We start from the raw sequence: 24,538 nt of genomic DNA on the forward strand, positions 1-24,538 counted from the left end.
TAACAATTATGGCTAAAGTTTCCATCAACCTGGCAACAGGTTCGCTGCAAAAAGAAGAAGTTATTGTAGGGATTGACTTAGGTACCACCAACTCATTGGTGGCATTCATCAACCCCGACAAAAACCCGCAGGTAATTAACGATACCGGTAAAGGCGTATTGGTGCCATCGGTAGTGCATTTTGATACCACTGGTGGTATCACCGTAGGAAACGAAGCCAAAAACTATCTGATTACCGACCCGCAAAACACTATTTTTTCGGTGAAGCGACTGCTGGGCCGCTCTTACCATGATATTGAGGGTTACCAAGATTTTTTCTCATACAAAGTAATTGACGACAATAGCGAAAGTTTGGTTAAAGTAAAGGTGGGTGGCCGTTTTTACACCCCCATCGAACTTTCTGGACTGATATTGAAAGAATTGAAGGAACGTGCCGAGCACGCGCTTAAAACCCCGGTAAACCGTGCTGTGATCACAGTTCCGGCGTATTTTAACGACTCGCAGCGTCAGGCCACACGTGATGCTGGCAAACTGGCCGGGCTGGATGTGTTACGCATTGTGAACGAACCTACCGCCGCCAGTTTGGCTTACGGTATAGGTTTGAGCCCGGAAGAAAGCAAGACCATTGCAGTGTACGATTTAGGCGGAGGCACTTTTGATGTATCTATTTTACAGATACAGAAAGGCATATTTGAGGTGTTGTCTACCAATGGCGATACGTTTTTAGGTGGTGATGATTTTGACCGCGCCATATTGGAATACTGGATAGAAAAAAACCAGTTAAACAGAACCGAGCTGGCCGAACACCGCGAGCTGATTCAGCAGTTAAGGCTTAAAGCCGAAGAGGCCAAAAAAGCCTTTGCCCATCAAAGCCTTTTTAATGAAAAGATTGGCGACATCTGGTGTACTATTGACCGTAATACCTTCCATGAACTGATTTTGCCTAAAGTTGAACAAACTATTACAGCTTGTAGCAATGCCTTAAAAGATGCAGGCTTAACCACGCAAGATATCAACGAGGTAATTATGGTTGGCGGATCTACCCGTACAGATTTAGTTAAAAACAAGGTAGCCGAGTTTTTTGGCCGACCAGTACATGATGAGGTGAACCCTGACGAGGTAGTAGCTTTAGGTGCCGCCATTCAGGCTGATATTTTAGCAGGTAACCGCAAAGATATTTTGTTATTAGATGTAACGCCCCTATCATTAGGCATCGAAACTATGGGCGGTTTAATGGATGTAATTATTCCGCGTAACTCTAAAGTGCCCACTAAAGCCGGACGGCAATACACTACCTCAATTGACGGGCAGGTAAATATGAAGATTTCGGTATTTCAGGGCGAACGCGATTTGGTGAAAGAGAACCGTAAACTGGCCGAGTTTGATTTAAAAGGTATACCAGCCATGCCTGCCGGTTTCCCTAAAGTGGATATTAACTTTTTGCTGAATGCCGATGGCATTTTAAAAGTGCAGGCTATAGAACTGCGCTCGGGCACTAAGCAGGAAGTGGAGGTTACACCGGCCTATGGCATTACCGACGACCAGGTTGAGCAGATGCTGATGGACAGCATTACCAATGCTAAAGACGACGTAAACCAACGCATGATTATTGAGGCCCGTACCGAGGGTGAACAGATGGTATATACTGCCGAGCGTTTTGTACAAAAGCACGGCGAGCTGCTAACGATTGCCGAAGTAGCGGAAACGCACCAATATGTACAGGCTCTGAAAGAAGTACTGACCAGCAACGATAAGGATTTGATCTTAAAAAAAGTGGACGAGCTAAATAACCTTACGCGTCCTTTTGCCGAACGGGTAATGGACCAAGCCATCAGCACGGCGATGACCGGTAAAAAAATTGACGAGTAACTCGTTAAATGTAACTCTTAGAAAAAACACGTTATAAAAATAACATAAAACAAACAGGGCCTCGAAATGAGGCCCTGTTTGTTTTATGTTATTTTAGTTTTTCAATTTCTTCCTGCTCTTTTAAAGCCTGGATATTGTTGGTATCGCTAAACTGATCGGTTTGGCTTGCAAAATCCTCTAAAATGGCAGCAATGGTGTCCAGGTTATCGGCTACACGCTGGTGCATTTCGGGCAAGTCTTTTTCTAAACGCTTGTTGCTCAGGTCGATATTATCCACTTCTATCTTGCCTATTTTCTGAATAATTGCCTGCTGACTATTCTTTAAATCTTCGAGCTCATGAACAATTTTTTCCATGAGTTCAAACTTTCTTATCTTATCCATATCGTTTCCGTTTCAAGTTAGTACATCAATAGAAACAAAAGTTTCATAAAAAGTTTGATTTAAGTTTCATAACTAATAAATTAGTTTAAATTATCTGACCTATGAAACCAATCTGCAATCAACTGCTTACCTGCCTTGTTTTACTTATTACTGTTGTTGGTACCGCTCATGCGCAAAAAGTAAATGACGCTACCCTGCTCGACTACTATCAAGGCCAACGTTACCTGGAAGCGGTTAACTACTTAAAAAGCATTTACCAGGAACCTGTCAATGACCCAAATGCTCTTCGCAACCTGGCTTATGCGTCACAAATGGCCAGTAAATTGGCAGATGCAGAAAATTACTATCAGAGGCTTTATAATTTGGACAGCACTAAGATGAATGTATTAACCAGTTTAGCAGGCATTAATTTACGCAGGGGTAATTTAGATAAGGCCGGCAAATACTACAAAAAATTAATTGCTGCAGACTCCACAAATTATATTGTCATCAAACAACTGGCAGATATTAGCGACCGCAAGTCAGATACTGCGAATTACGTAAAGTATATGGTGATGGCCAACAAAATTAACCCCGAAGATGCAGATGTGGCAGGTTTACTTAGTAACTGGTATGTGAACACCAAGCGTACCGTACTTGCCGAAAAAGTACTGAATAAAGCCATAACGGCCGACCCCGAAAATGTGGTGCTGATGCAAAGCCTTATCAAATTATTACATGCTCAGGAAAAGTGGGGAGAAACTATTAAAACCGGCGTTCAACTGCTGCAAAAAGGTGATGGTTCTTTTCAAACTGCTATTAAATTAGCACAAGCGTATTATCGCCTTAAAAATTACACCTGCTGCCTGGAAACACTTGCCGGCATGGAGCAAATACAACAAAACGAAACCTCTTACTATTATATGGCTTTAAGCTATAAAGCGTTAAAAAAGTATAACAAAGCCATCGAAAACTTTGAAATGGCCATTAACGACGGCATATCACAGGCTATACCAACCTACTACGGCGAGATGGCGGGCAGCTACCAGGAGACGAAACGCTTTAAAAAAGCAGTACAGAATTACGAGCGCGGACTGACGTTTAACGAGCGCCCGTTGTTACTATACTCATTGGCTACATTATACGATACCGAACTTAAAAACAAGGCAAAAGCAGTAAAATACTACAAAAAATATTTAAGCACCAATCCTCCTGCCCTTCAGCAGGTATATGTGGATTATACCAAAAGCCGCATCACAGCATTGGGTAGCCAGCTTTAACGTTGCAGCAAACGGGCTACGTATTTACCAATAATATCAAACTCAAGGTTTACTACCGTACCCGCACGCACCTGCTGCAAGTTAGTATGCTCATAAGTGTAAGGGATAATGGCAACCGAAAAGCTGTTTGCCTGCGAGTTAACTACAGTTAAACTAATGCCGTTAATGCAAACAGATCCTTTTTCTACAGTAACGTTACCCCGGGCCGAGTCATACTCAAAGGTATACTCCCAGCTGCCGTCAAGTTCTGTGTAAGCTGTGCAAACAGCGGTTTGGTCTACGTGGCCTTGTACAATGTGCCCGTCTAAACGGCCGTTCATTTGCATACAGCGCTCCAGGTTAATAAGGTCGCCGGTATTTAGCTGGCCTATATTGGTTTTATTGAGCGTTTCTTCAATTGCTGTAACTGTGTGTACGCCATCCTGCAAGGCTACTACGGTAAGGCAAACGCCGTTGTGTGCAACCGATTGGTCAATTTTAAGTTCAGATGATATAGCTGAGGCTACAGTGATATGCAGATTTCCGCCTTCGCGCCTTAAATCGGAAACGCGGCCAAGAGTTTCAATAATTCCGGTAAACATAGAATGAGTGTTCTAACTTGCTTTGTGCTTAAGTTTGCAATGGCAAAGCTAAGTATTATCTTGTCGCACTATATCACTCCAATATCATTATGCCTCGTCAAAGTGCCGGATTATTATTATACCGATACCACCAAAAAGAACTGCAATTCTTTCTGGTTCATCCCGGAGGGCCTTATTTTGTTAATAAAAACGAAGGCACCTGGAGTATACCCAAAGGAGAATTTACGGAGGACGAAAAAGCCTTGTCTGCAGCTCAACGTGAGTTTGAGGAAGAAACCGGTCAAAAAGTTAGCGGCCCCTATACTCCCTTGCAAACTATTAAACAGAAAGGCGGCAAATTAGTACATGCCTGGGCGGTTGAAGGCAACATTGATGCTGATGCAATAGTAAGCAATACCTTTAAAATGGAGTATCCCTATAAATCGGGCAAATGGATCACCGTTCCGGAAGTGGATGCAGGGCGCTGGTTTAATACAGATGAAGCCTCAATGATGATTAACCAGGCACAAAAAGCACTGATAGAGGAACTTAGTAACAAGCTCCTCTATCAGGGTTAATAAATTACTGCTGAGGCGGTGTTGCTGGTGGCTGCTGGCCTGCAGGCTGCATACCTTGTGGTGCTTGCCCCTGCGGACCATTACCCGGGCCGCGTCTGCGCGGGTTTTCGGGTTCTTTTACCTCGGGGTGCGCTTTACCCTGGTGGCACATGTTACAGTTAACACCTAACTGCATCACCATACCTAATGAATCTTTACCGGCTTTAAAATATTTTTTGTTGATATCTGACGTCATCCGGTACATATGACGGGCCATCTCTTTTTCGGGCTTGGTATCTAAAGCCCAATCCATTTTTTTAGTTTCTTCATTGCGTGCATGGCAAAAGTTACAGCGCACCCCCAGAGAGTGGCTCCAGTTGTCCATTACGGCATCTAATTGTTTATCAGATATATTTTTCGGAAGAACCTTCAAATTTTTGAACTTCTTTTCATCATCAGCCTGGCTTTGTTTCATAGAGGTAGTTGAAACAAAGACCACGGCAGACATCAGTCCGATGGTGGCTAAAAATTTCTTGTTAATCAGCATAAATTGTTTAGTGTTGTTCGGTAAATATATACAATTGTAATTATTTACCTTAACATGACACAAAAAATATGTTGTAACAAATTTAATGTAAGAAGTTGTTAGTTAGCTGCTCGCTTATTTGCCATAACCTATTACGGGCAGAAGTATTTTGAGCAGCAAGCGTAGGTTTTGCTGGCTTACCCTTTTTGAAATACTGGCCGCTCAATTTAGGGTTAAGCTTAGCCTCACCGGCCAGGTAAATGTTGGTTTGCGCACCCTCGCGTGCCGTAATCATGAAAGGCTTGGCCAGCAACATCAGCACTTTACCCAAACCGCCTAACTGGCTGCCGAAACCGGTATTAACCACACCAGGATGCAATGCATAAGCCGTAATACCCGACGATGCATAACGCTCGGCAAGCGACTTCGCAAAATAAATATTACACAATTTGGCTAATGCATAAGCCTTAAATGATGAGTATCCTTGCTTAAACTGCACATCATTTAATAAATGTGGGCTGGCCATACGGTGCGCCTCTGAGCTTACATTTATAATACGGGCCTGCCCTTTTTGCAATAACGGCATCAGGCTCATGGTTAATAAAAAATGGCCCAAGTGGTTCATGGCAAAAGTGAGCTCATTGCCATCTTTACTTAACTGTTTGCTTGCGTTTATACCACCTGCGTTATTAACCAGCACATTTACAGCCATGAGTTTACCTTTTAACTCGTCGGCAGCTTGCTGTACGGATTGCAAATCGGCCAGGTCGCAGTGGATGACAAATACACTTCGGTTATTGGTTTGTGCAATTATCTCGCGCTTAAGCTGCTCGCCCTTATCCACATTGCGCACCAGTAAATACAAGGCATGGTCTTTTTTGGCCAGAGCCAAAGCAGTTTCTTTTCCTATTCCTGATGTTGCTCCGGTAACAACGGTGGTTCTGAAAGGCATTTTGTTTAAGACTAATATAAGCTGCTAAAATAAATGCCTATTGATTAGCTTTTGTTTCTGTTAAGTAATATTAATGAGAGCTGACCGCTCTGATATAAAATGTGCGGATGACCTAAATTGTTAAAAAATAGAGTCTTCTCTACAGACCACAATAACAGCACACCGGGAATATGTTGTTACAACAAAATAAAATAATTTGCACATTTACGAAATATTCGTAGATTTACGAAAGTATCGTAAATAATGGAAAAACTATCACCTCAAGAAGAAGACGCTATGCAGCTGATATGGCGAGCAGGCACGGCATTCATCAAAGATATATTAGATCAGATGCCCGAGCCGAAACCACCGTATACCACGCTGGCATCTACCGTAAAAAACCTAGAACGTAAAGCTTTTGTAAAAGGCCAAAAGATGGGTAACAGCTATGTATATTCTGCCTTGATTAGAGAGGAAGAGTATAAAAGGCGATTTATGAGCGGCTTTGTAAGCAATTACTTTAAAAGTTCTTACAAAGAGATGGTTACCTTTTTTGCACGTAACCAGGAAATTAGCGCCGAAGAACTGCAGGAGATTATTAACCTGATTGAAAAACCTAAAAAATGATGTTATGCCTGCCTTGCTGATATACCTTATTAAAGTAAACGTTGCATTGATTTTATTTTGTGCAGGCTATTACTTTGTTTTCCGCAAACTCACCTTTTATACTTTAAACCGGGTGTATTTAATAGCAGCGCTGCTATTTTCGTCTTTTTACCCGCTGGTGGATCTGAGTAACGTATTGCCACGACACAACATTGCACAGCCCTTACAGGTAACTAATGTGCAATTGATTTACAACATCTCAAATTACGCTAAAAACACGAGGCCTTCAACCTCAGAAACCTTTTGGCAATACCTGCTTATCATCTTCTGGATCGGTGTTGCCTTTATGGCAATTCGGTTGACGTTGCAGTTTGCTTCATTGCTCAATATCTATCGCCGTTCGGTACCTCAAAAAGTTAACAACCGAGATGTCCGGATTATAAAGAATGAAGCCAGCGCGTTTTCATTTTGGCAGAACATCTATATCAACCCAGATAATTACTCTGAAAACGAAATAAAATCGGTAGTTGCCCACGAAGATGTACACGTTAAACAGTGGCATACCCTTGATATTTTGCTGGCCGAAATCAGCCTTGTATTTTACTGGTTTAACCCGGGTATCTGGTTGATTAAAAAAGCAATTAGCGAAAACCTGGAATTTATAACCGACCGCGAGATTTTAAAACAAGGCATTGATGCTAAAGGATACCAATACAGTTTGCTTTATGCCAACTTTAATACCTCGCCCAACGCCGTAGTTAATCACTTCAATATATCTACCATTAAAAAACGTATTATGATGATGAATGCCAAAAAATCTTCTGTGTTCAGCCTTACCCGATATGGGCTGATGATGCCTGCCATTGCAGCATTATTGTTAGTTTTCGGAACGTCAAAGGCCGAACTCATTAAAAAAGGCTTGAATCAGGCTAACGAAATTACGACCAAAGCCTTAAACACTGCACAAAACGCGGTGATGAACCATAAAGATGAGGTTGCGCCTAAAACCGATAAGGTTGTGCCCCATACCCAAAAGCCTGCCGATACGCAATTGAATGCAATTGCCGGCGTATCTTCTACCATTCAAACAATCTTAAGTAAAGCAGATACACCGAAACGTAAATCTGTTCCGCTGAGAACAATCGTGGCAGGGTCGGGCGCAGATTCCGCCTATTACTTATTAAACGGCAGACATATAAGCTATCAACAAGTGCAAGATATTATACCCGATGATATAAGCAGTATTAACGTTCTAAAGGGCACATCGGCAACCAGCCTGTTTGGTGATGTAGCTGCTAAAGGAGCTGTTTTGATAATAACTAAAGGCCAGGAAAATTCAGCGGATGTTCAACATATCCTGCAAGGACTCCCTGCTGCGAATGCTGCAAATAAAACTGATAAATCAGCCCTCACCACTGGGCCAGCGGCTGTGACGTTAAAGATGGATTCTGTTGCTAAAGCAGATGTGGATGCCACTAAACGGGTTGTGGGTGCTATAGGTTCGAAGGTTAAAAATAGGGAAATTACTGTTCGCGGTTACGCATCTCCTAAAAAGGAGATTACAGTTGGCCCTAATGGTCCTTTGACAACAGTAATTACTAATGGCTACCCTACGCATAGCGCAACCGTACAAAAAGCAGATTTGGCAAGTCCTCTGTTCATCATCAACGGTAAACCTGCCACTAAAGAAGATTTTGATAAACTCGATCCGAAAAGAATTGAAAGCATTAATGTTGTAAAAGACTCATCTGCCAAAGCCATTTGGGGAACGAATGCAAAAGACGGGGTGATTTTGATTACCACAAAAGATGGCACAAAGGGCACATCAAAAAATTAAACTCAACAAAAATGGCTAACCTAAGTAAGTTAGCCATTTAAGTTTTGTATAAATGACACAAATTTACTGTACTCCGTTCGTCAACTGCATAGTAGTCCCGAGCCTTATTGTAAACTTTGTACCCTCGTTAAGCGTGCTTTCTACTTCAATACTGCCGCCCATAGCTTCAATCTGGTTACGGGTCAAGAACAGGCCGATCCCTTTAGAGTCAGTATTTTTATGAAAGGTTTGGTACATGCCAAACAACTTTTTACCGTAACGTTCTAAATCTATACCGGTACCGTTATCCTCAAAAATCAGGTACACGTTACCATTTTCTTCCTTGCTGTAGCAACTAATGACTACTTTGCGTTCAGGGTCGCGATATTTTAAAGAATTGGTAAGCAGGTTATGAAATATACTTTCCAGGTAGGCCGGTATATACATGATAGACGGGCATGCGGTAAAATCGTAATGTACTTGCGCATCAGCCGATTGGATATTACTGTCAAGTGCGTTCAGAACGTTTTTTAATAATGACTCTATATCGGTCCGTTGCCTTTCTTGCTTAATGTCTGACTCAATTTTTACAATCTGATTTAAATGCTCAATAGTGGTATTTAAGCTGTTACTAATGGCAAAAATGTGTTTAAATATTTCCTTTTGCTCATCAGGCTCTTCAGATTCCTGATACAGTCGAACCAAATATTGCAGATTATTAGCATGAGACCGCAAATTGTGCGATACCATGTAAGCAAAATTTTGTAAACGTTTATTCTGATGATCAGCAAATTCAAATGATGCCAACAGCTCTGTTTCACGACGTTTAACCTGATCAATATTTTGGATGATGCCTCTTACAAGTTGCACTTTACCATATTCATCTACAGTGGTAAAAGAACTAACCTTTACCCAAAACGTGTTTTTACTGCCTGTCCTTACCTGCAGCTCAACGTTGCATGGCTTTCCGATGTTAATACAGTCGTTCAACGTCCGCTCCATAATAGGGCGATGTTCAGGGATAACTGTACGGATCAGACTGTCAATATCAGCCGCAGGCAACAGTGGCAATTCCAGTATTTCGGCAGCTTCCTTGCTCAACGTCAGTACCCGGCTTCGGGCGTCAATTTCCCAACTGCCCGCCTTGGTAATTTTATTTACCGCAGCATACTGTCTGTTGCTGGCCGTTAGCTGATATTCTGAAATCTTATATTGATGTATGTTAACGATGGTGCCGGTTATAGTTGTGTCCTGATCGCGGGTAAAAGTGCTTTGAAACCACTGGTAACCGTTGGCAGTAAATAACCTTATCTCTAACGTTTTTGATTTACCGAGCAAGCAATTATAAGTTTCGGTAGTAACTACCGAAACATCTTCATGATAAACGATATGACTGATAAAATAAGCGTATGAAAGATCGACGAATTGAGATTCTAAACCCAAAGCAATATAAAAACCGGCAGAGCAACGCAATTGCTTGGTCCGTAAGTCAAACTCCCAAAGCGCAGCATGTAAATTATGGAGCACTGAAGCAATACCGGTTCCCTTCTGGTCAGGATCTTCTTTATGTATAAAACTCATAGTTTAAACACTCCATATCATTTATACAGCCATCTTTTAACTGATATTACTGTATAAATAAATTATTTGCAATTAATAATACTTATTTAGCTTCTTTATACCTGATTACAATAATATTTGTTACTGTAAGCCGACACATGTTATCCACATTTTTAAAGCCATAATCACTACAAATAACGTAGCAATGCAAAAGCATAACCAAGTAAATGCGCTTAAATGCTTATTGTAAAGACCTTTTATTTTGACCAAATAGTGGCCTCAGATCATTTAGTGCGAGAATGACACAGCAGTCCCAGCCTCGGCAATCCCTAACAAAGAACTGCCTTTTTTTCATTAAGTTGTGTTTTTGAAATTAAAAAACTTACTCAAAAAAGTTTTACCCGTATAATGTAATCAATTTGATACAGACGTTATTAGCTATAAATAAAGCATCAGACCTTACTTAATTAAACAACTTATTTTTAGATCCTTCTGCATAAAGCGTCCATTTATTTTAGCTGGCTTCGGCCAATTTTTCGTTTTCCAATATGGCGAGCATAGCTTTCTCAGCTGTGTTTAACTCAGAGGCTTTATGGTCTTTCACCTCATCCAAGCCTTCAATATATTTAAATAAAGTCCCCTGCTCATAACTGTTAATGATGGTTGGATGTACGTAATATTTTTTACATACGGTGCGGGTATTACCTAAGGTAATCGCCACTTCATCAAGCACACTGATAACATTCTTTTTACACTCGGTTTGGTTTTCGAATTTACCGGCTTCTTTAAAAGCATACAGCGCACTTACGCTGCCTGCCCAGGTACGAAAATCTTTTGCCGTAAAATCTTCTCCGGTAATATTTTTCAGGTAACTGTTTACATCACCCGAATCGATCGTGCAGTGCTTGCCGTCGTCATCATAATATTGAAAAAGTTCTTTACCAGGTATGTCGCGGCATTGTTTAACCAAACGTGCCAGCTTCTTGCTTTGCAAATCAATTTTATGATAAACGCCTTTTTTGCCCTTAAATTCAAAGTTAATCTTTGAGCCATCAATTTTAACATGCTTATCCATCATCGTGGTTAAGCCATATGAGCCGTACAATTTTTTGTATGATTCGTTACCAATACGGATACTGGTTAGCTCCATCAACCGAACTACCAGCGCCAGTACTTTATCATGGTCAAGATTTCGTCGGGTTAAGTCTTTATCTACTTGTTCGCGTATGGCGGGCAAATGCGTTGCGAAGGCTTGTAAACGATGATATTTTGACTGGTTACGCAGCTTGTTCCAGTCGGCATGATAGCGATACTGCTTGCGGCCGGCAGCATCTGTGCCGGTAAATTGCAAATGACTGTTTTCATGAGGCGAAATCCATACGTTGGTATAAGCCGGAGGTATAACCAGCTTATTGAAACGCGTAACCAGCTCTTCGTCGTCTACTAAGGCGCCGTTTGCATCATAATAATCAAACCCCTTTCCCGATGCCTTGCGCGTATAACCCGGCGAAGTATCGCTTACATAACGCAGTCCGGCAGCTTTGGCTGTGATCTTAGGATCGCGACCAATTTTTTCGAGTTTTTTTAAGAGGCGGTTCATGGTAAATTGAACAGCAAATCTCTACTTAAGTTTTACCGCAAACTGCCGGCTGTTTTGGCGTATATTAATAGGTATACGATGCCCCGAAAACAAGGACGGCCTTAACCCGCCAACTCAACCGGCTGGCGGACTTAACAACGCTAACTTTACAAATCTCTTAAAACAGAAACTGTATAATCAATTTGCTCAGGATGTATATCTAGGTGAGTTACAAACCGGACGCGCCGAGTATCTGTAGTGCCGCACTTAATGCCTTTGGCAGCCAGTTGAGTTACTATAGCATCAGCCGGACCATCAGTATCAAATAACACGATGTTGGTTTGTGTAGGCATTACGTTGGTTACCCAGGCACATTTACTTAGTTCGTCGGCCAATATATCAGCATGCGCGTGGTCAATCTTTAACCGCTCTACATGATGATCGAGTGCATAGATACCGGCTGCAGCTAAAAACCCGGCCTGGCGCATGCCTCCACCCAACACTTTGCGAATGCGGCGTGCATAAGTAATAGTATCTTTATCGGCCAGCAATACCGACCCTACCGGCGTTCCTAAACCCTTAGACAGACAAACCGAAATACCGTTAAAATATCGACCATAATCAACAGCCCGGTCACCGGTATGTGCCAGGGCGTTAAATATACGTGCACCGTCTAAATGCAATTTCAGGTTGCGGTTACGGCACAATTCCGCGATAGGTGCAATTTGTTCAAGCGTATAGCAACTGCCGCCACCTTTGTTTACTGTATTTTCTAACACCACTAAACTGGTATGCGGATAATGGATATTGCCTACAGCATTAATTTCAGGCATTATCATTTCTGCCGTTAGTATGCCGCGCTCGCCGTTTAACAAACGAGTTGATACTGCTGAGTTAAAAGCAATCCCGCCCCCCTCGTACCGGTAAACGTGCGCGGTCTGATCGGCAATCAACTCATCTAAAGGCTGCGTAAAGCACTTGATGGCAATTTGGTTAGTCATCGTGCCCGACGGGCAAAATATGCCGGCTTCCATACCAAACATAGCAGCCGTTTTGGCCTCCAGTTCGTTTACACTTTCATCCTCACCAAAAACATCATCGCCTACCCTGGCACTAAACATTGCATCGAGCATACCCGGTGTAGGTTTAGTCACGGTATCACTGCGTAAATCAACAGTCATCATAAAATCAATTATTCTCTTTTTATCCTTTCAAATATCCAAAATCTTACCCAAACCGTTTATCTTACAAAATGTATTTTCGATGTTACAAGTTACATAGCAACTTTTATTGTCGTTGTACAGATAGAGTGCCTTTTGCACTTTCGCTGAGGTTTGATGTAACGTCAAAAAATAATAAATCCGAAAAGTCGTTTCAATAACTAAAATATAAGTCTCAGTTTTGCCCTGACATGAAAAAGTTAATAACCGCCGCCGTTTGTTTTGCCAGCTTAAACCTTTACGCACAAAAATGGCAGCCCGGTTATTTTTTCGATGTTAAAGGCAATAAAGTTCCCGGCCTGATACAAACTAACCCCGGTGGCAAAGGCCCTATAAAAAACGAAGGCTTTATTGTTTATAAAGACAACGCTAAAACCAATGAAATTAAACTAAGCGCCGGCGAAATTAAATACTTTGTAGCGGGACAAGACAGCTTCATTGTGGCTCATCCCCCCTCTTACGAAACCTGGCCAAAAGCCGACCTGGATTTTGTAAAGGTAGAACTTGATGAACCTTTAAAACTATACACCTACAACGGCAGTTCGGGTAAAGGCGGAGGTGGTTTTAAACTGGCGCCAAGCTTTTCCGGAGGTTTTGGCACAGGTGGCTACGGCAACGGTGGTGTAGGGATTAGTTTGGGTAGCGGTGGCAATAGCGGAGGGTATGCCCGAGGAGCAACCTATTATTTTGGCACCAGCGTGGGCGACATGAGCCAGGTAACTCCCATGAATTTTGTGGATGTGATGACGGACATCATGGCCGACGAACCGCAGGCAGTAGAAGCCATTCAGCAAGGAAAGTTCAGTTTAAATAAAATGAGCAATCTGTTGATATATTACCGCAAGTTAAAAGCCGCCAGGCAAAATTAACGGGCTTGCGGTAACTCACTTTCTTTATTTGCCATCTTGTTGCGCAACGGGAAAACAATACGTAATTTTTCAAGATGGTGGTCAAAGTTTTTAAACAACAGTTGATAAACAATTACCACCCATATTGCAATGTAAGGCCATACCTTAAAGGCGTAACGGCTTAAATATGGTTTACGAATAAAAGCCGGTATAGCATCAGTTGAGGCCAATGCCGCAATAAGGCCAATAAATATTACAAAGGCAAGGTTACTGCCTTTAAACGGCTGCTCTTGCATCATCAAATAAAGCATTGCGCCTACCGCCGCAATAATATAGGTAGGAGGCTCAGATCCGGTGCTAAATAAAACTACAATGAGCAAAGTTAAGGCTAAAACCTGCAGTCGATAATTGATGAAACGGTATTGCTTAACACGCAGTACTGCCAGGCCCAAAGTACCTGCTCCTAATATTAAAAAAGGCATGTTAGGGATAGCTAAGTTACTGGTGATACGCCGCACCACGCCCATCATCGATAAGTCTTGCGCCGAATTTAAGCCGATATTTTGGATGTTTTTATCGCTTAACGAATGATACCAATCTGCATAAGATTGCAAAATGAAGCTGGGACTCGATATCAGCATAGGCAGCCCTACACCTACTATGGCCCAAATAGCACACCATAATATAAATGCCGGTTTACGTTTAGAAAACATAAAAAACACTAAGCCAACAATGGGGTAAAGCTTAATTAAGGTACCCATCACAATAAAAAAAGCCGCCCACTCATCCTTTTCTTTTTCAACCATATAAAAGCTGAACATAATAAAGGCCGCAATTACCGGGTTAAACTGGATAGAATGCTGCGTATTGGCAAACTCAATAACGGTAAGCAGCAACAACAGTATTTTACGGTTATTAGCGATGGGCAACAACGTAACGGCCCAAATGAGGATACCGGCGTTGGCCAGGTTCCATAAAAAAAAGCCAAGCCCGGTAGGCATCACCGCAAAAGGCGCTACCACTAAACTAAACAGCGGACCATAATGATTGGTATCATAATACTCGGCGGGGTACTCGCTATACAGGTTAGTTTGTGCGATGGTATGATGATAAACCCCGGCAAATATGCTGTAATTGTTATACCGGTTATTAAAGTATTTGTACTGCCAGCAAAAAATGCTTACGGCAATCCATAAAAGGCAAACCAGCCTGAATTTGTTATTTGAAAAAAGATCAGATATCATTGTAACGGAGCGGTTACAAATTTATGAAAAAGAATAACTTTCTCAATTATAGGTTTTGCGCTATTACAAAGCCGCAAGCCCAGGCCCATTGAAAATTATACCCTCCCAGCCATCCAGTTACATCAACACATTCGCCGCCAAAAAACAATCCTTTTATTTTTTTTGCTTCCAGCGTTTTTGACGATAACTCTGCCGTATCTACCCCACCCCGCATCACTTCTGCTTTGTCATATCCCTTATCGCCGGCTGGTTTTACGATAAAGTGATGAATGGATTGTTCAATTACTTCTATATCTGCTTTAGATAACGAAGCCAGGTTTTTGTGCACCGGTAAGCGACCGTTTAATGCTTCAGCAAATTTGCGGGTATAAAGCCCGGCCAATAAGTTTAGCAATGTCTTTTTAGGATTCACTTGCTTTTCTTGCTGAATAAGTTGCACAATGTTTTGCCCTGGTAATAAATCCAGGTTAATCTCTTGCCCGGCACGCCAATAGGTAGAAATTTGCAGAACTGCCGGCCCGCTTAGCCCCCAATGGGTAAACAGAATATTTTCTTCGAAACTGATGTTCTCATTACTAACCCGGCAAAATATGCTGCTGCCCGATAGCTGCTCGTACCAAGCCTGATCTTTGCCTGTAATGGTAAGCGGTACTAAGGCAGGCGCTGGCTTAACAATATTTAATCCGAAGTTTTTAGCCGTCTTAAGCCCAAAATCGGTAGCGCCCAATTTGTGCACAGGCAAACCGCCGGATGCTATCACCACATTAGGAAAGGTGGCCTCTACAAGTTTTCCGTCTCGGCTCATCCGTATTTTAAACTGTCCATCGTTCAGCAATTCTACTGTACTAACCTCCGTGTTAAGCCACATGCTTTGGTCCAATTCGTGACATAACTGCGTAAACACCTCCACAATATCCCTGGCTTTGTTACTTTCAGGAAATAATTGCCCCAATGTTTTCTCTTGTCCGCTAATGCCGTAGGTTTCAAAAAAGCTAATAGTGTCATCCACTGTCCATTGTGACAATGCAGATTTACAAAAATGCGGATTTATTGATACAAACTGTTGCTCAGTAGTATGCAGGTTAGTGTAATTGCAGCGCCCGCCGCCACTAATCAGTATTTTGGCACCGGGCCTGTTATTTTTATCAACCACCAAAGTACGCTTGCCTAAAAAACCAGCTTGCACAGCACACATGAGCCCGCAGGCACCGGCACCTATAATAATAGCATCATATTGGCTCTGATTTGTTAAGTTTGCACACATGGACGAAGTTTCGCAAATATCGGAATTTGGAAAGATATTTATCTTCCTGATTACGGGCTTTGTTTTAGTGGGCATGACACTGTTTTTAAGCCGGATGATTGCGCCCCGAAAACCCAACCCCGAAAAGTTATCTTCTTACGAGTGTGGCGAGGAGCCAATTGGGAGTGCATGGATACCGTTTAACGGACGTTTTTATGTAATAGCCCTTATATTTTTGTTGTTTGATGTAGAAATGATTTTCATTTTTCCGTGGGCTACAGTATATGCCAATCCCGATTTAATTGCGGCTGATAAGCGTTGGGGCGCTTTTACCCTGATTGAAATGTTTGTATTTGCAGGTATATTAATATTAGGATTAATATATGTTTGGCGCAAAAAAGACTTGGAATGGATTAAACCCACTCCGGTTGTGCCCACAACCAATACGTCTATTCCTTTTAACCTTTACGATAAAATAAACCTGCAACAAGCTGCGTTTAAACCCAAAGGGTTTACACTTGAACCGGTTGAAGCTTCGGCGGCTGCAACTTCAAATACAGCAATAGTTACCGTTAAAAAACCTTCGTTTAAACCTACTTTTAAAAAAACCGAAAATGGCCCAGGAACTGAATGAAGAAGGTGGTGTTATTGTTACTAAACTAAACGATTTGCTTAACTGGGCACGTCTGTCATCCATCTGGCCGTTAAGTTTTGGTATTGCCTGCTGCGCTATCGAAATGATGGGCATGTATGCTTCTACATACGACGTAGACCGTTTAGGGGTATTTCCGAGGCCTTCATCACGTCAGGCTGATGTTATTATTATTGCAGGCACTGTTACTTTTAAAATGGCCGAACGTATAAAACGTTTATACGAACAGATGCCAGAACCACGTTATGTTATCTCGATGGGATCATGTTCTAACTGCGGAGGCCCGTATTGGAAACATGGCTACCATGTGGTAAAGGGGGTTGATAGGATTATTCCGGTTGATGTATATGTACAAGGATGCCCACCACGCCCCGAAGCGTTGATTGGTGCTATTATTGAACTGCAGAAAAAGATTGAGAGCGAAAGCTTAATTTCTTTTTAGTAAAATAAATCAAACTAAAATAAATTTGTTTCCCCTCCGTTAACATTGTTACCAAATATTTATTCGATATTTGGTATAATTAATTGTAACTATTTTAAACCCGTAACGTAAAAGAAGTCAAAATCAAAAAATCTGTATGAAATTCATGTACAAAGCACCCCTAGTTTGCGCGCTGATGATGAGTGCGGCCAGCATGTTGAGCACCGGTTGCAAAACATATGATGATGTTGCAACTCGCTACACTTCTAAACACATCAAAACTCATACCAATCATGTTACTGCTGAGGTAGCAGAAGCTAATGAGCTTGGATTTGTTCTGTTTGCTTTAACAGATGCAGGCGCCAACGATAAAGAGTTCTTAAACAAAAACAGCTCTTATTACAACGAAGTAACTCAGCATTTTGCAGCTTTTAAAGATCATAAGGCAGTAAAAATGTTTAATGAGGAGCTGAAAAAAGACATTACCAATTTTGATCGTTTCCGTAATGGCTTATACGCGTACAGAATCAATGAGCGTAACAATTTGGTTTTAAAAACCGATTACCGTATTGATTTAAACCGTATAGATTTTAGACGCTATATGTCTGCTATGCAAGACTTCATGCAGAAATCTAATTTCCGCGATTTTTATGCTAAGCACCAGGCTCAATACAGCAAGCTGGTTAATGGCCAAGATGATATGCTTACCATGAATGCTGCTTGGGCAAAAATTAGCAAGCAATACAAAAAGCCTTTCAAAAGCTACCAGGTAGTAATTTCTCCTTTAATGAAAGGCGAAGCCAGAACCTTAGCTATCGGTGGTGATAGCTATAATGAGTGTATCATTTTTGCTGAGTCTCCAAGCAAAGCATTGATGTACTCTGCTAATAAACCAGTTGAAGATTTAGGAAATTAATCATTATAAGTTATTGATCGAGCCCTTTGTATTTGTTACAAGGGGCTTATTTGTTTTATAACGTTTGATACTCTTAAACTCCATCAAAATAAGAAGAGCGCTATTCGTTTGCAGAATAGCGCTCTTCTTATTTTGAGTTTTATACTGATATTATTGTCCTTGAGCTAAGGAGTAACCAATCTTATCTCCAAACTTCATCAAAAACTCAACAGAACCTACTCTAACAGCGTCAGAAACTTCGGATGCTAAATTGAAGATGTCTTTTTGCGTAAGGGTTGTACCTTCGGTTTTTTCGTAACGGATACGGAATTGATTTACCAACTCTGTATAAATAGAGCCAGTAGGCCAAACCTGGGTACCACGGTTAGAAATCATGATGAGCTGAAACTTATCGTTCAGTTTGCTTTTTGCTATTTCGGCTAACTCTTTCGGCTGACCGGTAAACTCCACAAACACGTCAACACCTAATATCTCTTCTTTTACATCAGGGTCGCTAACCGTAATTTTATTTTTAGACGGCTGGAAATCGGCATTGGTTTTACACTCAAAATTTGGCTGACCGTGTGCACCACCAACTGATGGATGCTTACCCAGGTTAGCAATGATGCATTCTGCAAACTCTGTCGTATTTGATGATTTAGTAGCGCGGTCGCCAAAATCACCAGTGTGTATGCCTTTTTCTAACGTATACAATAAAGCATTTTCGATGGTAGCGGCATGTGCAGTTAAACCCAGGTAACGCAACATCGAAATACCTGATAGTAACAACGCTGTAGGGTTGGCAATGTTACGACCGGCAATATCCGGAGCGGTACCATGCACAGCCTCAAAAATCGAAATATTATCGCCAATGTTGGCTGATGGTGCAAAGCCCAAGCCACCCACCAAACCGGCACACAAGTCTGATACGATATCGCCCTGTAAGTTGGTTAATACAATAGACTGGAACATTTCAGGGTGGCTTACCAGTTTCATACACAAATCATCTACAATGATGTCTGATGCCTGCAAATCCGGGTACTCTTTAGCTATTTCGTAAAAGGTTTCTAAAAACAAACCATCGGTCAGTTTCATGATGTTGGCTTTGTGACCGCAGGCCAATTTTTTAAGCCCTTTACGGCGTGCCATTTCGAACGCGTAACGGATTACCTGTGCCGAACCCGGACGGGTGATAATACGGCGGCCAACAGCTACATCATTAGTAATCATGTGCTCGATACCACCGTAGGTATCCTCTATATTTTCGCGAATAATAGTCAGGTTGATATTAATACCGGCTTTAGAAAAAACCGTTTGCACACCGTTTAAGGAGCGGAAATCGCGCTGGTTGGCGTATGTATTCCAAACTTTACGGGCAGTTACGTTTATGCTTTTTACGCCCTTGCCTTTTGGAGTCTCCATCGGGCCTTTAAATAAAATACCCAGGTTTTCAATGGTTGCCTTGGCGGCCTCGGTCATACCGGTTGAATGGCCCGCATCAAAATACGACTTGCCCATTTCAACAAATTCATACTCGAGCGGCACTTCATTGGCTTCAAATATGTTTAAAACGGCCTCCATAATTTCGGGACCTATACCATCGCCTTTGGCTACTGCTATTTTTGTCTTCATTCGGGGTAACTTATTGTTAGTAATAAAACCTGGCAAATATACAGCTAAACAGGTAATAATGATTTAGGTAAAATGATTTAGGCTTTTTGAAAGATTTGGGCTAAAATTGCAGCATTTAAATATGAAAGCATTTTATGGCGATTTGCGGCTTGGTATTTTAGGCGGCGGCCAGTTAGGCCGTATGCTTATTCAGCAAGCTATTAATTATAATGTTACAGTAAAGGTTTTGGATCCCGACCGCGAGGCACCTTGCCGTAAACTGTGCGACGAGTTTGTGGTAGGCTCGCTGAGCGACTATGAAACGGTATACAACTTTGGCAAAAAGGTTGACCTGCTAACCATCGAAATAGAAAAAGTTAATGTAGATGCTTTGGAACAACTGGAGCGCGAAGGCGTGACTGTTTATCCACAGGCTCGCGTCATCAGGCTTATACAGGATAAAGGCCTGCAGAAGCAATTTTTCAAAGAAAACGGCATTCCAACGGCCGAGTTCCAGGTTATCTCGTCGGCTCAGCAGTTAGCGCAAAGCAACATTCCGTTTCCGTATATTCAGAAGCTGCGCAGAGATGGTTATGATGGCAAAGGTGTATACAAGGTAATTGATGAATCGTACCTGGCAGGTGCATTTACTGAACCGAGCCTGATAGAACGCTGGGTGGATTTTGAAAAAGAAATTGCCGTTATTGTTGCCCGTAATGAAAAAGGCGAACTTTCTACTTTCCCACTGGTAGAAATGGAGTTTAACCCCGAAGCCAACCTGGTAGAATTTTTAATATCGCCCTCTACCCTGTCATTCGAGGTACAGCAAGAAGCGGCAGACATTGCCAAAAAAATTGCCGAGAGCTTAAAGATTGTCGGCCTGTTGGCGGTCGAAATGTTTTTAGATAAAAGCGGCAAAATATTGGTTAACGAACTGGCACCACGCCCGCATAACAGCGGACACCAAACCATTGAGGGCAACGTAGTCTCGCAGTTTGAACAGCATCTGCGTGCCATCTTTAATCAGCCATTAGGCAACACTGAAAGCCTGTCGAACGCCATCATGATTAATGTACTAGGCGAACCTGGTTATGAAGGTCCGGCAGTATATCAGGGTATCGAGAAAGTTTTAAAAAGTCCGGGCGTATACATCCACCTTTATGGCAAGGCCCTTACCAAGCCTTTTCGCAAAATGGGCCACGTTACCATTGTGGACAATGACCGCGAGAAAGCCATTGAAAAAGCCCGCTTTGTGCAGCAAACGTTAAAGGTAATCAGCTAAGCAATCATCAAACATTTATAAATCATCATGTTAGATATTAAGGTAGGCATCATTATGGGCAGCAAATCTGATTTGCCGGTGATGCAGGATGCAGCAGATATACTAACCGAATTAGGGGCGGGTTATGAAATCACCGTAGTATCAGCGCACCGTACGCCCGAGCGTTTATTTGATTATGCAAAATCAGCAGCGGGCCGCGGTTTAAAAGTAATTATTGCCGGTGCCGGCGGCGCCGCACATTTACCTGGCATGGTAGCTTCACTTACGCACCTGCCGGTCATCGGCGTTCCGGTTAAATCGAGCAATTCTATTGATGGTTGGGACTCTGTGCTTTCCATATTGCAGATGCCTAACGGCATACCAGTAGCTACTGTAGCATTAAACGCAGCCAAGAATGCCGGCTTGCTGGCGGCGCAGATATTATCAACAGCCGACGAAGATTTGGCCCAGGCCCTGATTGATTATAAAAAAGAATTGGCGCAAAAGGTTTACGATTCGGCATTAGAGATGAAAGCACAAGGCTTGCCATCGCGCTTTGACAACTAACAACGCAACAACAAACCAATTACTGCTCCCTTTATCTGAATGAAAATTTTAGGCATTATACCGGCACGTTACGCCTCTACCCGCTTTCCGGGTAAACCCTTGGTTGATATTACCGGCAAGGTGATGATACAGCGCGTGTACGAACAATGTGTGAAATGCCCGAGCTTAGACGACGTTATTGTAGCAACGGATGATGAGCGGATATTAAACCATATTCACGATTTTGGCGGCAAGGCGGTGATGACATCGCCCGACCATCAAAGCGGTACCGACCGTTGTGCCGAGGTTGCTACCAATTATCCGGAATATGAGGTGGTGATTAACATACAGGGCGACGAACCCTACATCGACCCAGTACAGATCAGCAAGGTAGCCGCCTGTTTTAACACACCCGACACACAGATTGCTACGCTAATTAAAAAAATTACGGCAGCCGACGACTTGACTAATGTCAATTCGCCCAAGGTAATCATCAATAAATTATCGGAAGCTATTTACTTTTCGCGCACCGCCATCCCCTACCTGCGTGGTCACGAACCGCACGAATGGCTTAAACATTTCACCTACTTTAAGCACATTGGTATCTATGGTTTCCGTTCTGAAGTGTTGCAGCAAGTTACCCGTCTGCCAATTTCATCACTCGAGAAGGCCGAAAGCCTTGAACAGCTGCGTTGGATAGAAAACGGGTACCGTATCCGTATTGCAGAAACCGATTTGGAAACGCAGGCGGTTGATACGCCCGAGGATTTGCAGAAATTGCCTAAATAATCTTATTTTAGGACTTCAAATAACCTTATCACATAAAATCTAAATCCGGCCCCCCTCATCATCGGCTTGCTACTAGGCTTGCCATTTTTTTAACGGCGCAAGAATCTGTACTTAATGACTATTTAATAAGTGTAAAAGGCGACACGTTAAAGTGTATGCTCAAAAAGGCTTTTTAAGTAGTAAAATGAACTACAGAACCGACATAACCTCTAAATACCCGGATGTTGATCCAAGCCAGTTTAACAAATACCACAGGCAGGGAGAAGAGTATACAAACAAGCTTGCCATACTTGACGAAAAGCTTAGATATCTGCCGATAATCGAAGAAAGCAAAATTGAACCGTTTTAAAAAATTACGATTTCTTATAACCCGCAAACCCATCTTAGCCAATCTAACTATGATTGGTATGTTGCTAAGAGAACCCACACGCTTACGCACTTAAAAACCAACGGACTATTGGCTTTGAAAAACCGCAAAGAACGTAAATCAGAACTTGTACAAATGTTGGCTGATAACCCTGCTGTATTGGAGCAATTTTACAAAGACGAAATCTTCACTTTTAAAGAACTTCGAAACATCATTCACCTATACAATACCGGCCAACCTGTCAAAAAAGATTAGTTTAAACTTTCGTGGTTTAGCAAGGTTTAATTGCTAAGCATAACCATGAAAAAACTCCGCCTCTCCGTTAAGCATATTCTTGTCGTTTCGTTTTTTGTAGCCCTAAGTTCGTGTAGCGAAAAAGGCCCCATGGCGCTTTTCAAAAAAATGTCGCCGCACGATGCTTATGCCCAACGCCTTAAAGATGCCGGGCTCGATCGCTCGGCCATGGGCAATGCGTGGTTGCAAAAAAGCGAAACCAGTGTTACTAATGCTTTAAATATTGACGTTCCGTACAAAGAAACAGGTTATTTTTCGGCAGAAAAGATACCTGCAGCAGCCCTTCGGTTTAATGCGCAACGCGGACAAAAACTACACATCAGCCTCAGCAAAAAACCAACTCAAAATTTTGCCATCTATATGGATTTGCTGGAAGAACGCAATTCCAGCGACCGTAAACTTGTAGCCTCGGCCGACACCATAGGATTGTTGCTGGATTATGAAATAAAAACAACCGGAAAATACATTTTAAGATTACACCCCGAATTGTTGAGCAGCGGAGAGTATACTGTAAGTATTACTTCCGGACCATCCTTAAGCTTCCCGGTATCCGCTATGGGAAAGCCCAGCATTGGCAGCTTTTGGGGAGATGGCCGCGACAACGGCGGCCGCAAGCATGAGGGCATAGATATTTTTGCGCCTAAATTAACCCCTGCTGTAGCAGCCGCCGAAGGGACCGTAACCAACGTAACCGAAAACAAGTTAGGTGGCCTTGTAGTTTTTATGCATCCTAACAATCGCGATTATTCACTCTATTATGCTCACCTGGATAAACAGTTGGTACAAAACGGACAAAACGTACGCATTGGTGATACCATTGGTTTGGTAGGTAATACAGGCAATGCGCGCACTACACCATCGCATCTGCATTTTGGCATTTACACTAACGGCGGTGCCATTAATCCGCTTCCATTTGTTGACCGTGCTGTTAAAAACCCCAAACCCATCAGTGCTAAACTAAACTTACTGGATGCAACGGCAAGAACTATCAATACCAATACCCGGCTATACGTACAACCTGATGAAAAAGCGATGGTCAGAACAACACTCCCCATCAGCACTGTTATACAAATTGAGGCTGCAACTGATGATTGGTATAAAGTAAGTCTGCCCGATGGCACGCAAGGCTATATTTATAGCAAAAACGTGATACCGGCAAATACATTACGCAAGGCAAACGTTAAAACAACCCAACCTTTACTCGACTTACCTGACACTTTAAACGGCGCCCGTATAACCACATTGGCCTCGGGGCAAGCAATTAACATCAAAGGCTCATTCAAAAATTATTTTTTGATTACCGACAAAAATGACAATACAGGATGGATGGAAGCAGAACGTAAATAATTTGAAATAATAACAGTTTATAATACCACAGCGAACTCACTGTAGTGCTTTAAGTTAAATCAGCAGGTCAACTCATAAAACTGCGCTTTACTACCATATTTACTTAGGCTTGACTACATTTTTTGTAAAACCTAAATGGTCAGCCAAATAAATTGC

At 42.2% G+C, this 24,538-nt stretch carries 25 protein-coding genes; 15 read left to right on the plus strand and 10 right to left on the minus strand.

The features are described from left to right. The first annotated feature begins 8 nt into the window (after positions 1-8). Entirely contained in the window at positions 9-1,868 is a 1,860-nt protein-coding gene (gene hscA / locus AAGR14_RS15765; RefSeq protein ID WP_342645197.1) for a Fe-S protein assembly chaperone HscA, read from the plus strand. An 88-nt stretch (positions 1,869-1,956) separates the two neighbouring features. On the opposite strand, the gene AAGR14_RS15770 is transcribed toward hscA, so the two are convergent. Further along, positions 1,957-2,250: a hypothetical protein gene (locus AAGR14_RS15770; protein ID WP_342645198.1), complete on the minus strand. Its 294-nt coding sequence runs from the start codon at positions 2,248-2,250 to the stop codon at positions 1,957-1,959. 101 nt (positions 2,251-2,351) lie between these two features. Between AAGR14_RS15770 and AAGR14_RS15775 the strand changes: the two genes are divergently transcribed. Continuing rightward, positions 2,352-3,509, plus strand: coding sequence for a tetratricopeptide repeat protein (locus AAGR14_RS15775; protein ID WP_342645199.1), 1,158 nt, complete (start codon positions 2,352-2,354; stop codon positions 3,507-3,509). On the opposite strand, the gene AAGR14_RS15780 is transcribed toward AAGR14_RS15775, so the two are convergent. Beyond that, a complete protein-coding gene (locus AAGR14_RS15780; RefSeq protein ID WP_342645200.1) occupies positions 3,506-4,090 on the minus strand; it encodes a riboflavin synthase in 585 nt (194 codons plus the stop codon). The genes AAGR14_RS15775 and AAGR14_RS15780 overlap by 4 nt on opposite strands. An 89-nt stretch (positions 4,091-4,179) precedes the next feature. Here AAGR14_RS15780 and AAGR14_RS15785 point away from each other — a divergent pair, with 89 nt between their 5' ends. Next, positions 4,180-4,647, plus strand: a complete 468-nt coding sequence (locus tag AAGR14_RS15785; RefSeq protein ID WP_342645201.1) for an NUDIX domain-containing protein — start codon at positions 4,180-4,182, stop codon at positions 4,645-4,647. Between the two features lie 4 nt (positions 4,648-4,651). On the opposite strand, the gene AAGR14_RS15790 is transcribed toward AAGR14_RS15785, so the two are convergent. Both AAGR14_RS15790 and AAGR14_RS15795 read right to left on the minus strand, forming a co-directional pair. Continuing rightward, positions 4,652-5,173 carry a c-type cytochrome gene (locus tag AAGR14_RS15790; protein ID WP_342645202.1) on the minus strand — a complete coding sequence of 174 codons (522 nt, stop codon included), beginning with the start codon at positions 5,171-5,173 and terminating at the stop codon, positions 4,652-4,654. A gap of 82 nt (positions 5,174-5,255) precedes the next feature. Continuing rightward, on the minus strand, positions 5,256-6,104 hold the full coding sequence (locus AAGR14_RS15795; protein ID WP_342645203.1) for an SDR family oxidoreductase: 849 nt from the start codon (positions 6,102-6,104) through the stop codon (positions 5,256-5,258). A 243-nt stretch (positions 6,105-6,347) separates the two neighbouring features. Between AAGR14_RS15795 and AAGR14_RS15800 the strand changes: the two genes are divergently transcribed. Then, positions 6,348-6,710 (plus strand): BlaI/MecI/CopY family transcriptional regulator, encoded by a 363-nt coding sequence (locus AAGR14_RS15800; RefSeq protein ID WP_342645204.1) that lies wholly within the window; start codon positions 6,348-6,350, stop codon positions 6,708-6,710. Next, positions 6,691-8,526 (plus strand): M56 family metallopeptidase, encoded by a 1,836-nt coding sequence (locus tag AAGR14_RS15805; RefSeq protein ID WP_342645205.1) that lies wholly within the window; start codon positions 6,691-6,693, stop codon positions 8,524-8,526. Before AAGR14_RS15800 ends, AAGR14_RS15805 begins: the two co-directional genes overlap by 20 nt. 63 nt (positions 8,527-8,589) lie before the next feature. On the opposite strand, the gene AAGR14_RS15810 is transcribed toward AAGR14_RS15805, so the two are convergent. The 3 genes from AAGR14_RS15810 to AAGR14_RS15820 all read right to left on the minus strand — a co-directional run bounded on the left by AAGR14_RS15810 (position 8,590) and on the right by AAGR14_RS15820 (position 12,828). After that, positions 8,590-10,086 (minus strand): ATP-binding protein, encoded by a 1,497-nt coding sequence (locus AAGR14_RS15810; RefSeq protein ID WP_342645206.1) that lies wholly within the window; start codon positions 10,084-10,086, stop codon positions 8,590-8,592. Positions 10,087-10,579: 493 nt separating this feature from the next. Then, the gene (locus AAGR14_RS15815; RefSeq protein ID WP_342645207.1) at positions 10,580-11,665 is read right to left on the minus strand and encodes a DNA topoisomerase IB; all 1,086 of its coding nucleotides are present in this window, start codon (positions 11,663-11,665) and stop codon (positions 10,580-10,582) included. 146 nt (positions 11,666-11,811) lie between these two features. After that, positions 11,812-12,828, minus strand: coding sequence for a GntG family PLP-dependent aldolase (locus AAGR14_RS15820; RefSeq protein WP_342645208.1), 1,017 nt, complete (start codon positions 12,826-12,828; stop codon positions 11,812-11,814). A gap of 227 nt (positions 12,829-13,055) precedes the next feature. Between AAGR14_RS15820 and AAGR14_RS15825 the strand changes: the two genes are divergently transcribed. Further along, positions 13,056-13,733, plus strand: coding sequence for a hypothetical protein (locus tag AAGR14_RS15825; RefSeq protein ID WP_342645209.1), 678 nt, complete (start codon positions 13,056-13,058; stop codon positions 13,731-13,733). Here the strand turns inward: AAGR14_RS15825 and AAGR14_RS15830 are convergent. Both AAGR14_RS15830 and AAGR14_RS15835 read right to left on the minus strand, forming a co-directional pair. Then, on the minus strand, positions 13,730-14,956 hold the full coding sequence (locus AAGR14_RS15830) for a glycosyltransferase family 87 protein (RefSeq protein WP_342645210.1): 1,227 nt from the start codon (positions 14,954-14,956) through the stop codon (positions 13,730-13,732). The genes AAGR14_RS15825 and AAGR14_RS15830 overlap by 4 nt on opposite strands. Before the next feature lie 46 nt (positions 14,957-15,002). Next, complete coding sequence (locus AAGR14_RS15835; protein ID WP_342645211.1) at positions 15,003-16,220, minus strand: NAD(P)/FAD-dependent oxidoreductase; 1,218 nt, start codon at positions 16,218-16,220, stop codon at positions 15,003-15,005. On the opposite strand from AAGR14_RS15835, the gene AAGR14_RS15840 reads away from it, so the two are divergent. The 3 genes from AAGR14_RS15840 to AAGR14_RS15850 all read left to right on the plus strand — a co-directional run bounded on the left by AAGR14_RS15840 (position 16,219) and on the right by AAGR14_RS15850 (position 18,188). Next, positions 16,219-16,833, plus strand: coding sequence for an NADH-quinone oxidoreductase subunit A (locus AAGR14_RS15840; RefSeq protein WP_342645212.1), 615 nt, complete (start codon positions 16,219-16,221; stop codon positions 16,831-16,833). The genes AAGR14_RS15835 and AAGR14_RS15840 overlap by 2 nt on opposite strands. Then, positions 16,814-17,293, plus strand: a complete 480-nt coding sequence (locus AAGR14_RS15845) for an NADH-quinone oxidoreductase subunit B family protein (protein WP_342645213.1) — start codon at positions 16,814-16,816, stop codon at positions 17,291-17,293. Before AAGR14_RS15840 ends, AAGR14_RS15845 begins: the two co-directional genes overlap by 20 nt. A 136-nt stretch (positions 17,294-17,429) precedes the next feature. Next, on the plus strand, positions 17,430-18,188 hold the full coding sequence (locus AAGR14_RS15850; RefSeq protein WP_342645214.1) for a DUF4932 domain-containing protein: 759 nt from the start codon (positions 17,430-17,432) through the stop codon (positions 18,186-18,188). A gap of 150 nt (positions 18,189-18,338) precedes the next feature. On the opposite strand, the gene AAGR14_RS15855 is transcribed toward AAGR14_RS15850, so the two are convergent. After that, positions 18,339-19,799 carry an NADP-dependent isocitrate dehydrogenase gene (locus AAGR14_RS15855; RefSeq protein ID WP_342645215.1) on the minus strand — a complete coding sequence of 487 codons (1,461 nt, stop codon included), beginning with the start codon at positions 19,797-19,799 and terminating at the stop codon, positions 18,339-18,341. Between the two features lie 121 nt (positions 19,800-19,920). On the opposite strand from AAGR14_RS15855, the gene AAGR14_RS15860 reads away from it, so the two are divergent. The 6 genes from AAGR14_RS15860 to AAGR14_RS15885 all read left to right on the plus strand — a co-directional run bounded on the left by AAGR14_RS15860 (position 19,921) and on the right by AAGR14_RS15885 (position 24,382). After that, positions 19,921-21,060: a 5-(carboxyamino)imidazole ribonucleotide synthase gene (locus tag AAGR14_RS15860; RefSeq protein WP_342645216.1), complete on the plus strand. Its 1,140-nt coding sequence runs from the start codon at positions 19,921-19,923 to the stop codon at positions 21,058-21,060. Between the two features lie 27 nt (positions 21,061-21,087). After that, positions 21,088-21,606, plus strand: coding sequence for a 5-(carboxyamino)imidazole ribonucleotide mutase (purE, locus tag AAGR14_RS15865; RefSeq protein ID WP_342645217.1), 519 nt, complete (start codon positions 21,088-21,090; stop codon positions 21,604-21,606). Positions 21,607-21,645: 39 nt separating this feature from the next. After that, positions 21,646-22,374: a 3-deoxy-manno-octulosonate cytidylyltransferase gene (gene kdsB / locus AAGR14_RS15870; RefSeq protein ID WP_342645218.1), complete on the plus strand. Its 729-nt coding sequence runs from the start codon at positions 21,646-21,648 to the stop codon at positions 22,372-22,374. A 184-nt stretch (positions 22,375-22,558) separates the two neighbouring features. Beyond that, positions 22,559-22,723, plus strand: a complete 165-nt coding sequence (locus tag AAGR14_RS15875; protein WP_342645219.1) for a hypothetical protein — start codon at positions 22,559-22,561, stop codon at positions 22,721-22,723. Between the two features lie 114 nt (positions 22,724-22,837). Continuing rightward, positions 22,838-22,996, plus strand: coding sequence for a hypothetical protein (locus AAGR14_RS15880; RefSeq protein WP_342645220.1), 159 nt, complete (start codon positions 22,838-22,840; stop codon positions 22,994-22,996). Between the two features lie 45 nt (positions 22,997-23,041). Next, the gene (locus tag AAGR14_RS15885) at positions 23,042-24,382 is read left to right on the plus strand and encodes a M23 family metallopeptidase (protein ID WP_342645221.1); all 1,341 of its coding nucleotides are present in this window, start codon (positions 23,042-23,044) and stop codon (positions 24,380-24,382) included. The last annotated feature ends 156 nt before the right edge of the window (positions 24,383-24,538 follow it).

Origin of the sequence: Mucilaginibacter sp. CSA2-8R, assembly GCF_038806765.1 — a bacterium.
Lineage (GTDB): Bacteria > Bacteroidota > Bacteroidia > Sphingobacteriales > Sphingobacteriaceae > Mucilaginibacter.

Coding starts and splice junctions, on each gene's coding strand:
- hscA (WP_342645197.1), top strand. CDS start 9: ATGGCTAAAGTTTCCATCAACCTGGCAACAGGTTCGCTGCAAAAAGAA.
- AAGR14_RS15770 (WP_342645198.1), bottom strand. CDS start 2,250: ATGGATAAGATAAGAAAGTTTGAACTCATGGAAAAAATTGTTCATGAG.
- AAGR14_RS15775 (WP_342645199.1), top strand. CDS start 2,352: ATGAAACCAATCTGCAATCAACTGCTTACCTGCCTTGTTTTACTTATT.
- AAGR14_RS15780 (WP_342645200.1), bottom strand. CDS start 4,090: ATGTTTACCGGAATTATTGAAACTCTTGGCCGCGTTTCCGATTTAAGG.
- AAGR14_RS15785 (WP_342645201.1), top strand. CDS start 4,180: ATGCCTCGTCAAAGTGCCGGATTATTATTATACCGATACCACCAAAAA.
- AAGR14_RS15790 (WP_342645202.1), bottom strand. CDS start 5,173: ATGCTGATTAACAAGAAATTTTTAGCCACCATCGGACTGATGTCTGCC.
- AAGR14_RS15795 (WP_342645203.1), bottom strand. CDS start 6,104: ATGCCTTTCAGAACCACCGTTGTTACCGGAGCAACATCAGGAATAGGA.
- AAGR14_RS15800 (WP_342645204.1), top strand. CDS start 6,348: ATGGAAAAACTATCACCTCAAGAAGAAGACGCTATGCAGCTGATATGG.
- AAGR14_RS15810 (WP_342645206.1), bottom strand. CDS start 10,086: ATGAGTTTTATACATAAAGAAGATCCTGACCAGAAGGGAACCGGTATT.
- AAGR14_RS15815 (WP_342645207.1), bottom strand. CDS start 11,665: ATGAACCGCCTCTTAAAAAAACTCGAAAAAATTGGTCGCGATCCTAAG.
- AAGR14_RS15820 (WP_342645208.1), bottom strand. CDS start 12,828: ATGATGACTGTTGATTTACGCAGTGATACCGTGACTAAACCTACACCG.
- AAGR14_RS15825 (WP_342645209.1), top strand. CDS start 13,056: ATGAAAAAGTTAATAACCGCCGCCGTTTGTTTTGCCAGCTTAAACCTT.
- AAGR14_RS15830 (WP_342645210.1), bottom strand. CDS start 14,956: ATGATATCTGATCTTTTTTCAAATAACAAATTCAGGCTGGTTTGCCTT.
- AAGR14_RS15840 (WP_342645212.1), top strand. CDS start 16,219: ATGGACGAAGTTTCGCAAATATCGGAATTTGGAAAGATATTTATCTTC.
- AAGR14_RS15835 (WP_342645211.1), bottom strand. CDS start 16,220: ATGTGTGCAAACTTAACAAATCAGAGCCAATATGATGCTATTATTATA.
- AAGR14_RS15845 (WP_342645213.1), top strand. CDS start 16,814: ATGGCCCAGGAACTGAATGAAGAAGGTGGTGTTATTGTTACTAAACTA.
- AAGR14_RS15850 (WP_342645214.1), top strand. CDS start 17,430: ATGAAATTCATGTACAAAGCACCCCTAGTTTGCGCGCTGATGATGAGT.
- AAGR14_RS15855 (WP_342645215.1), bottom strand. CDS start 19,799: ATGAAGACAAAAATAGCAGTAGCCAAAGGCGATGGTATAGGTCCCGAA.
- AAGR14_RS15860 (WP_342645216.1), top strand. CDS start 19,921: ATGAAAGCATTTTATGGCGATTTGCGGCTTGGTATTTTAGGCGGCGGC.
- purE (WP_342645217.1), top strand. CDS start 21,088: ATGTTAGATATTAAGGTAGGCATCATTATGGGCAGCAAATCTGATTTG.
- kdsB (WP_342645218.1), top strand. CDS start 21,646: ATGAAAATTTTAGGCATTATACCGGCACGTTACGCCTCTACCCGCTTT.
- AAGR14_RS15875 (WP_342645219.1), top strand. CDS start 22,559: ATGAACTACAGAACCGACATAACCTCTAAATACCCGGATGTTGATCCA.
- AAGR14_RS15885 (WP_342645221.1), top strand. CDS start 23,042: ATGAAAAAACTCCGCCTCTCCGTTAAGCATATTCTTGTCGTTTCGTTT.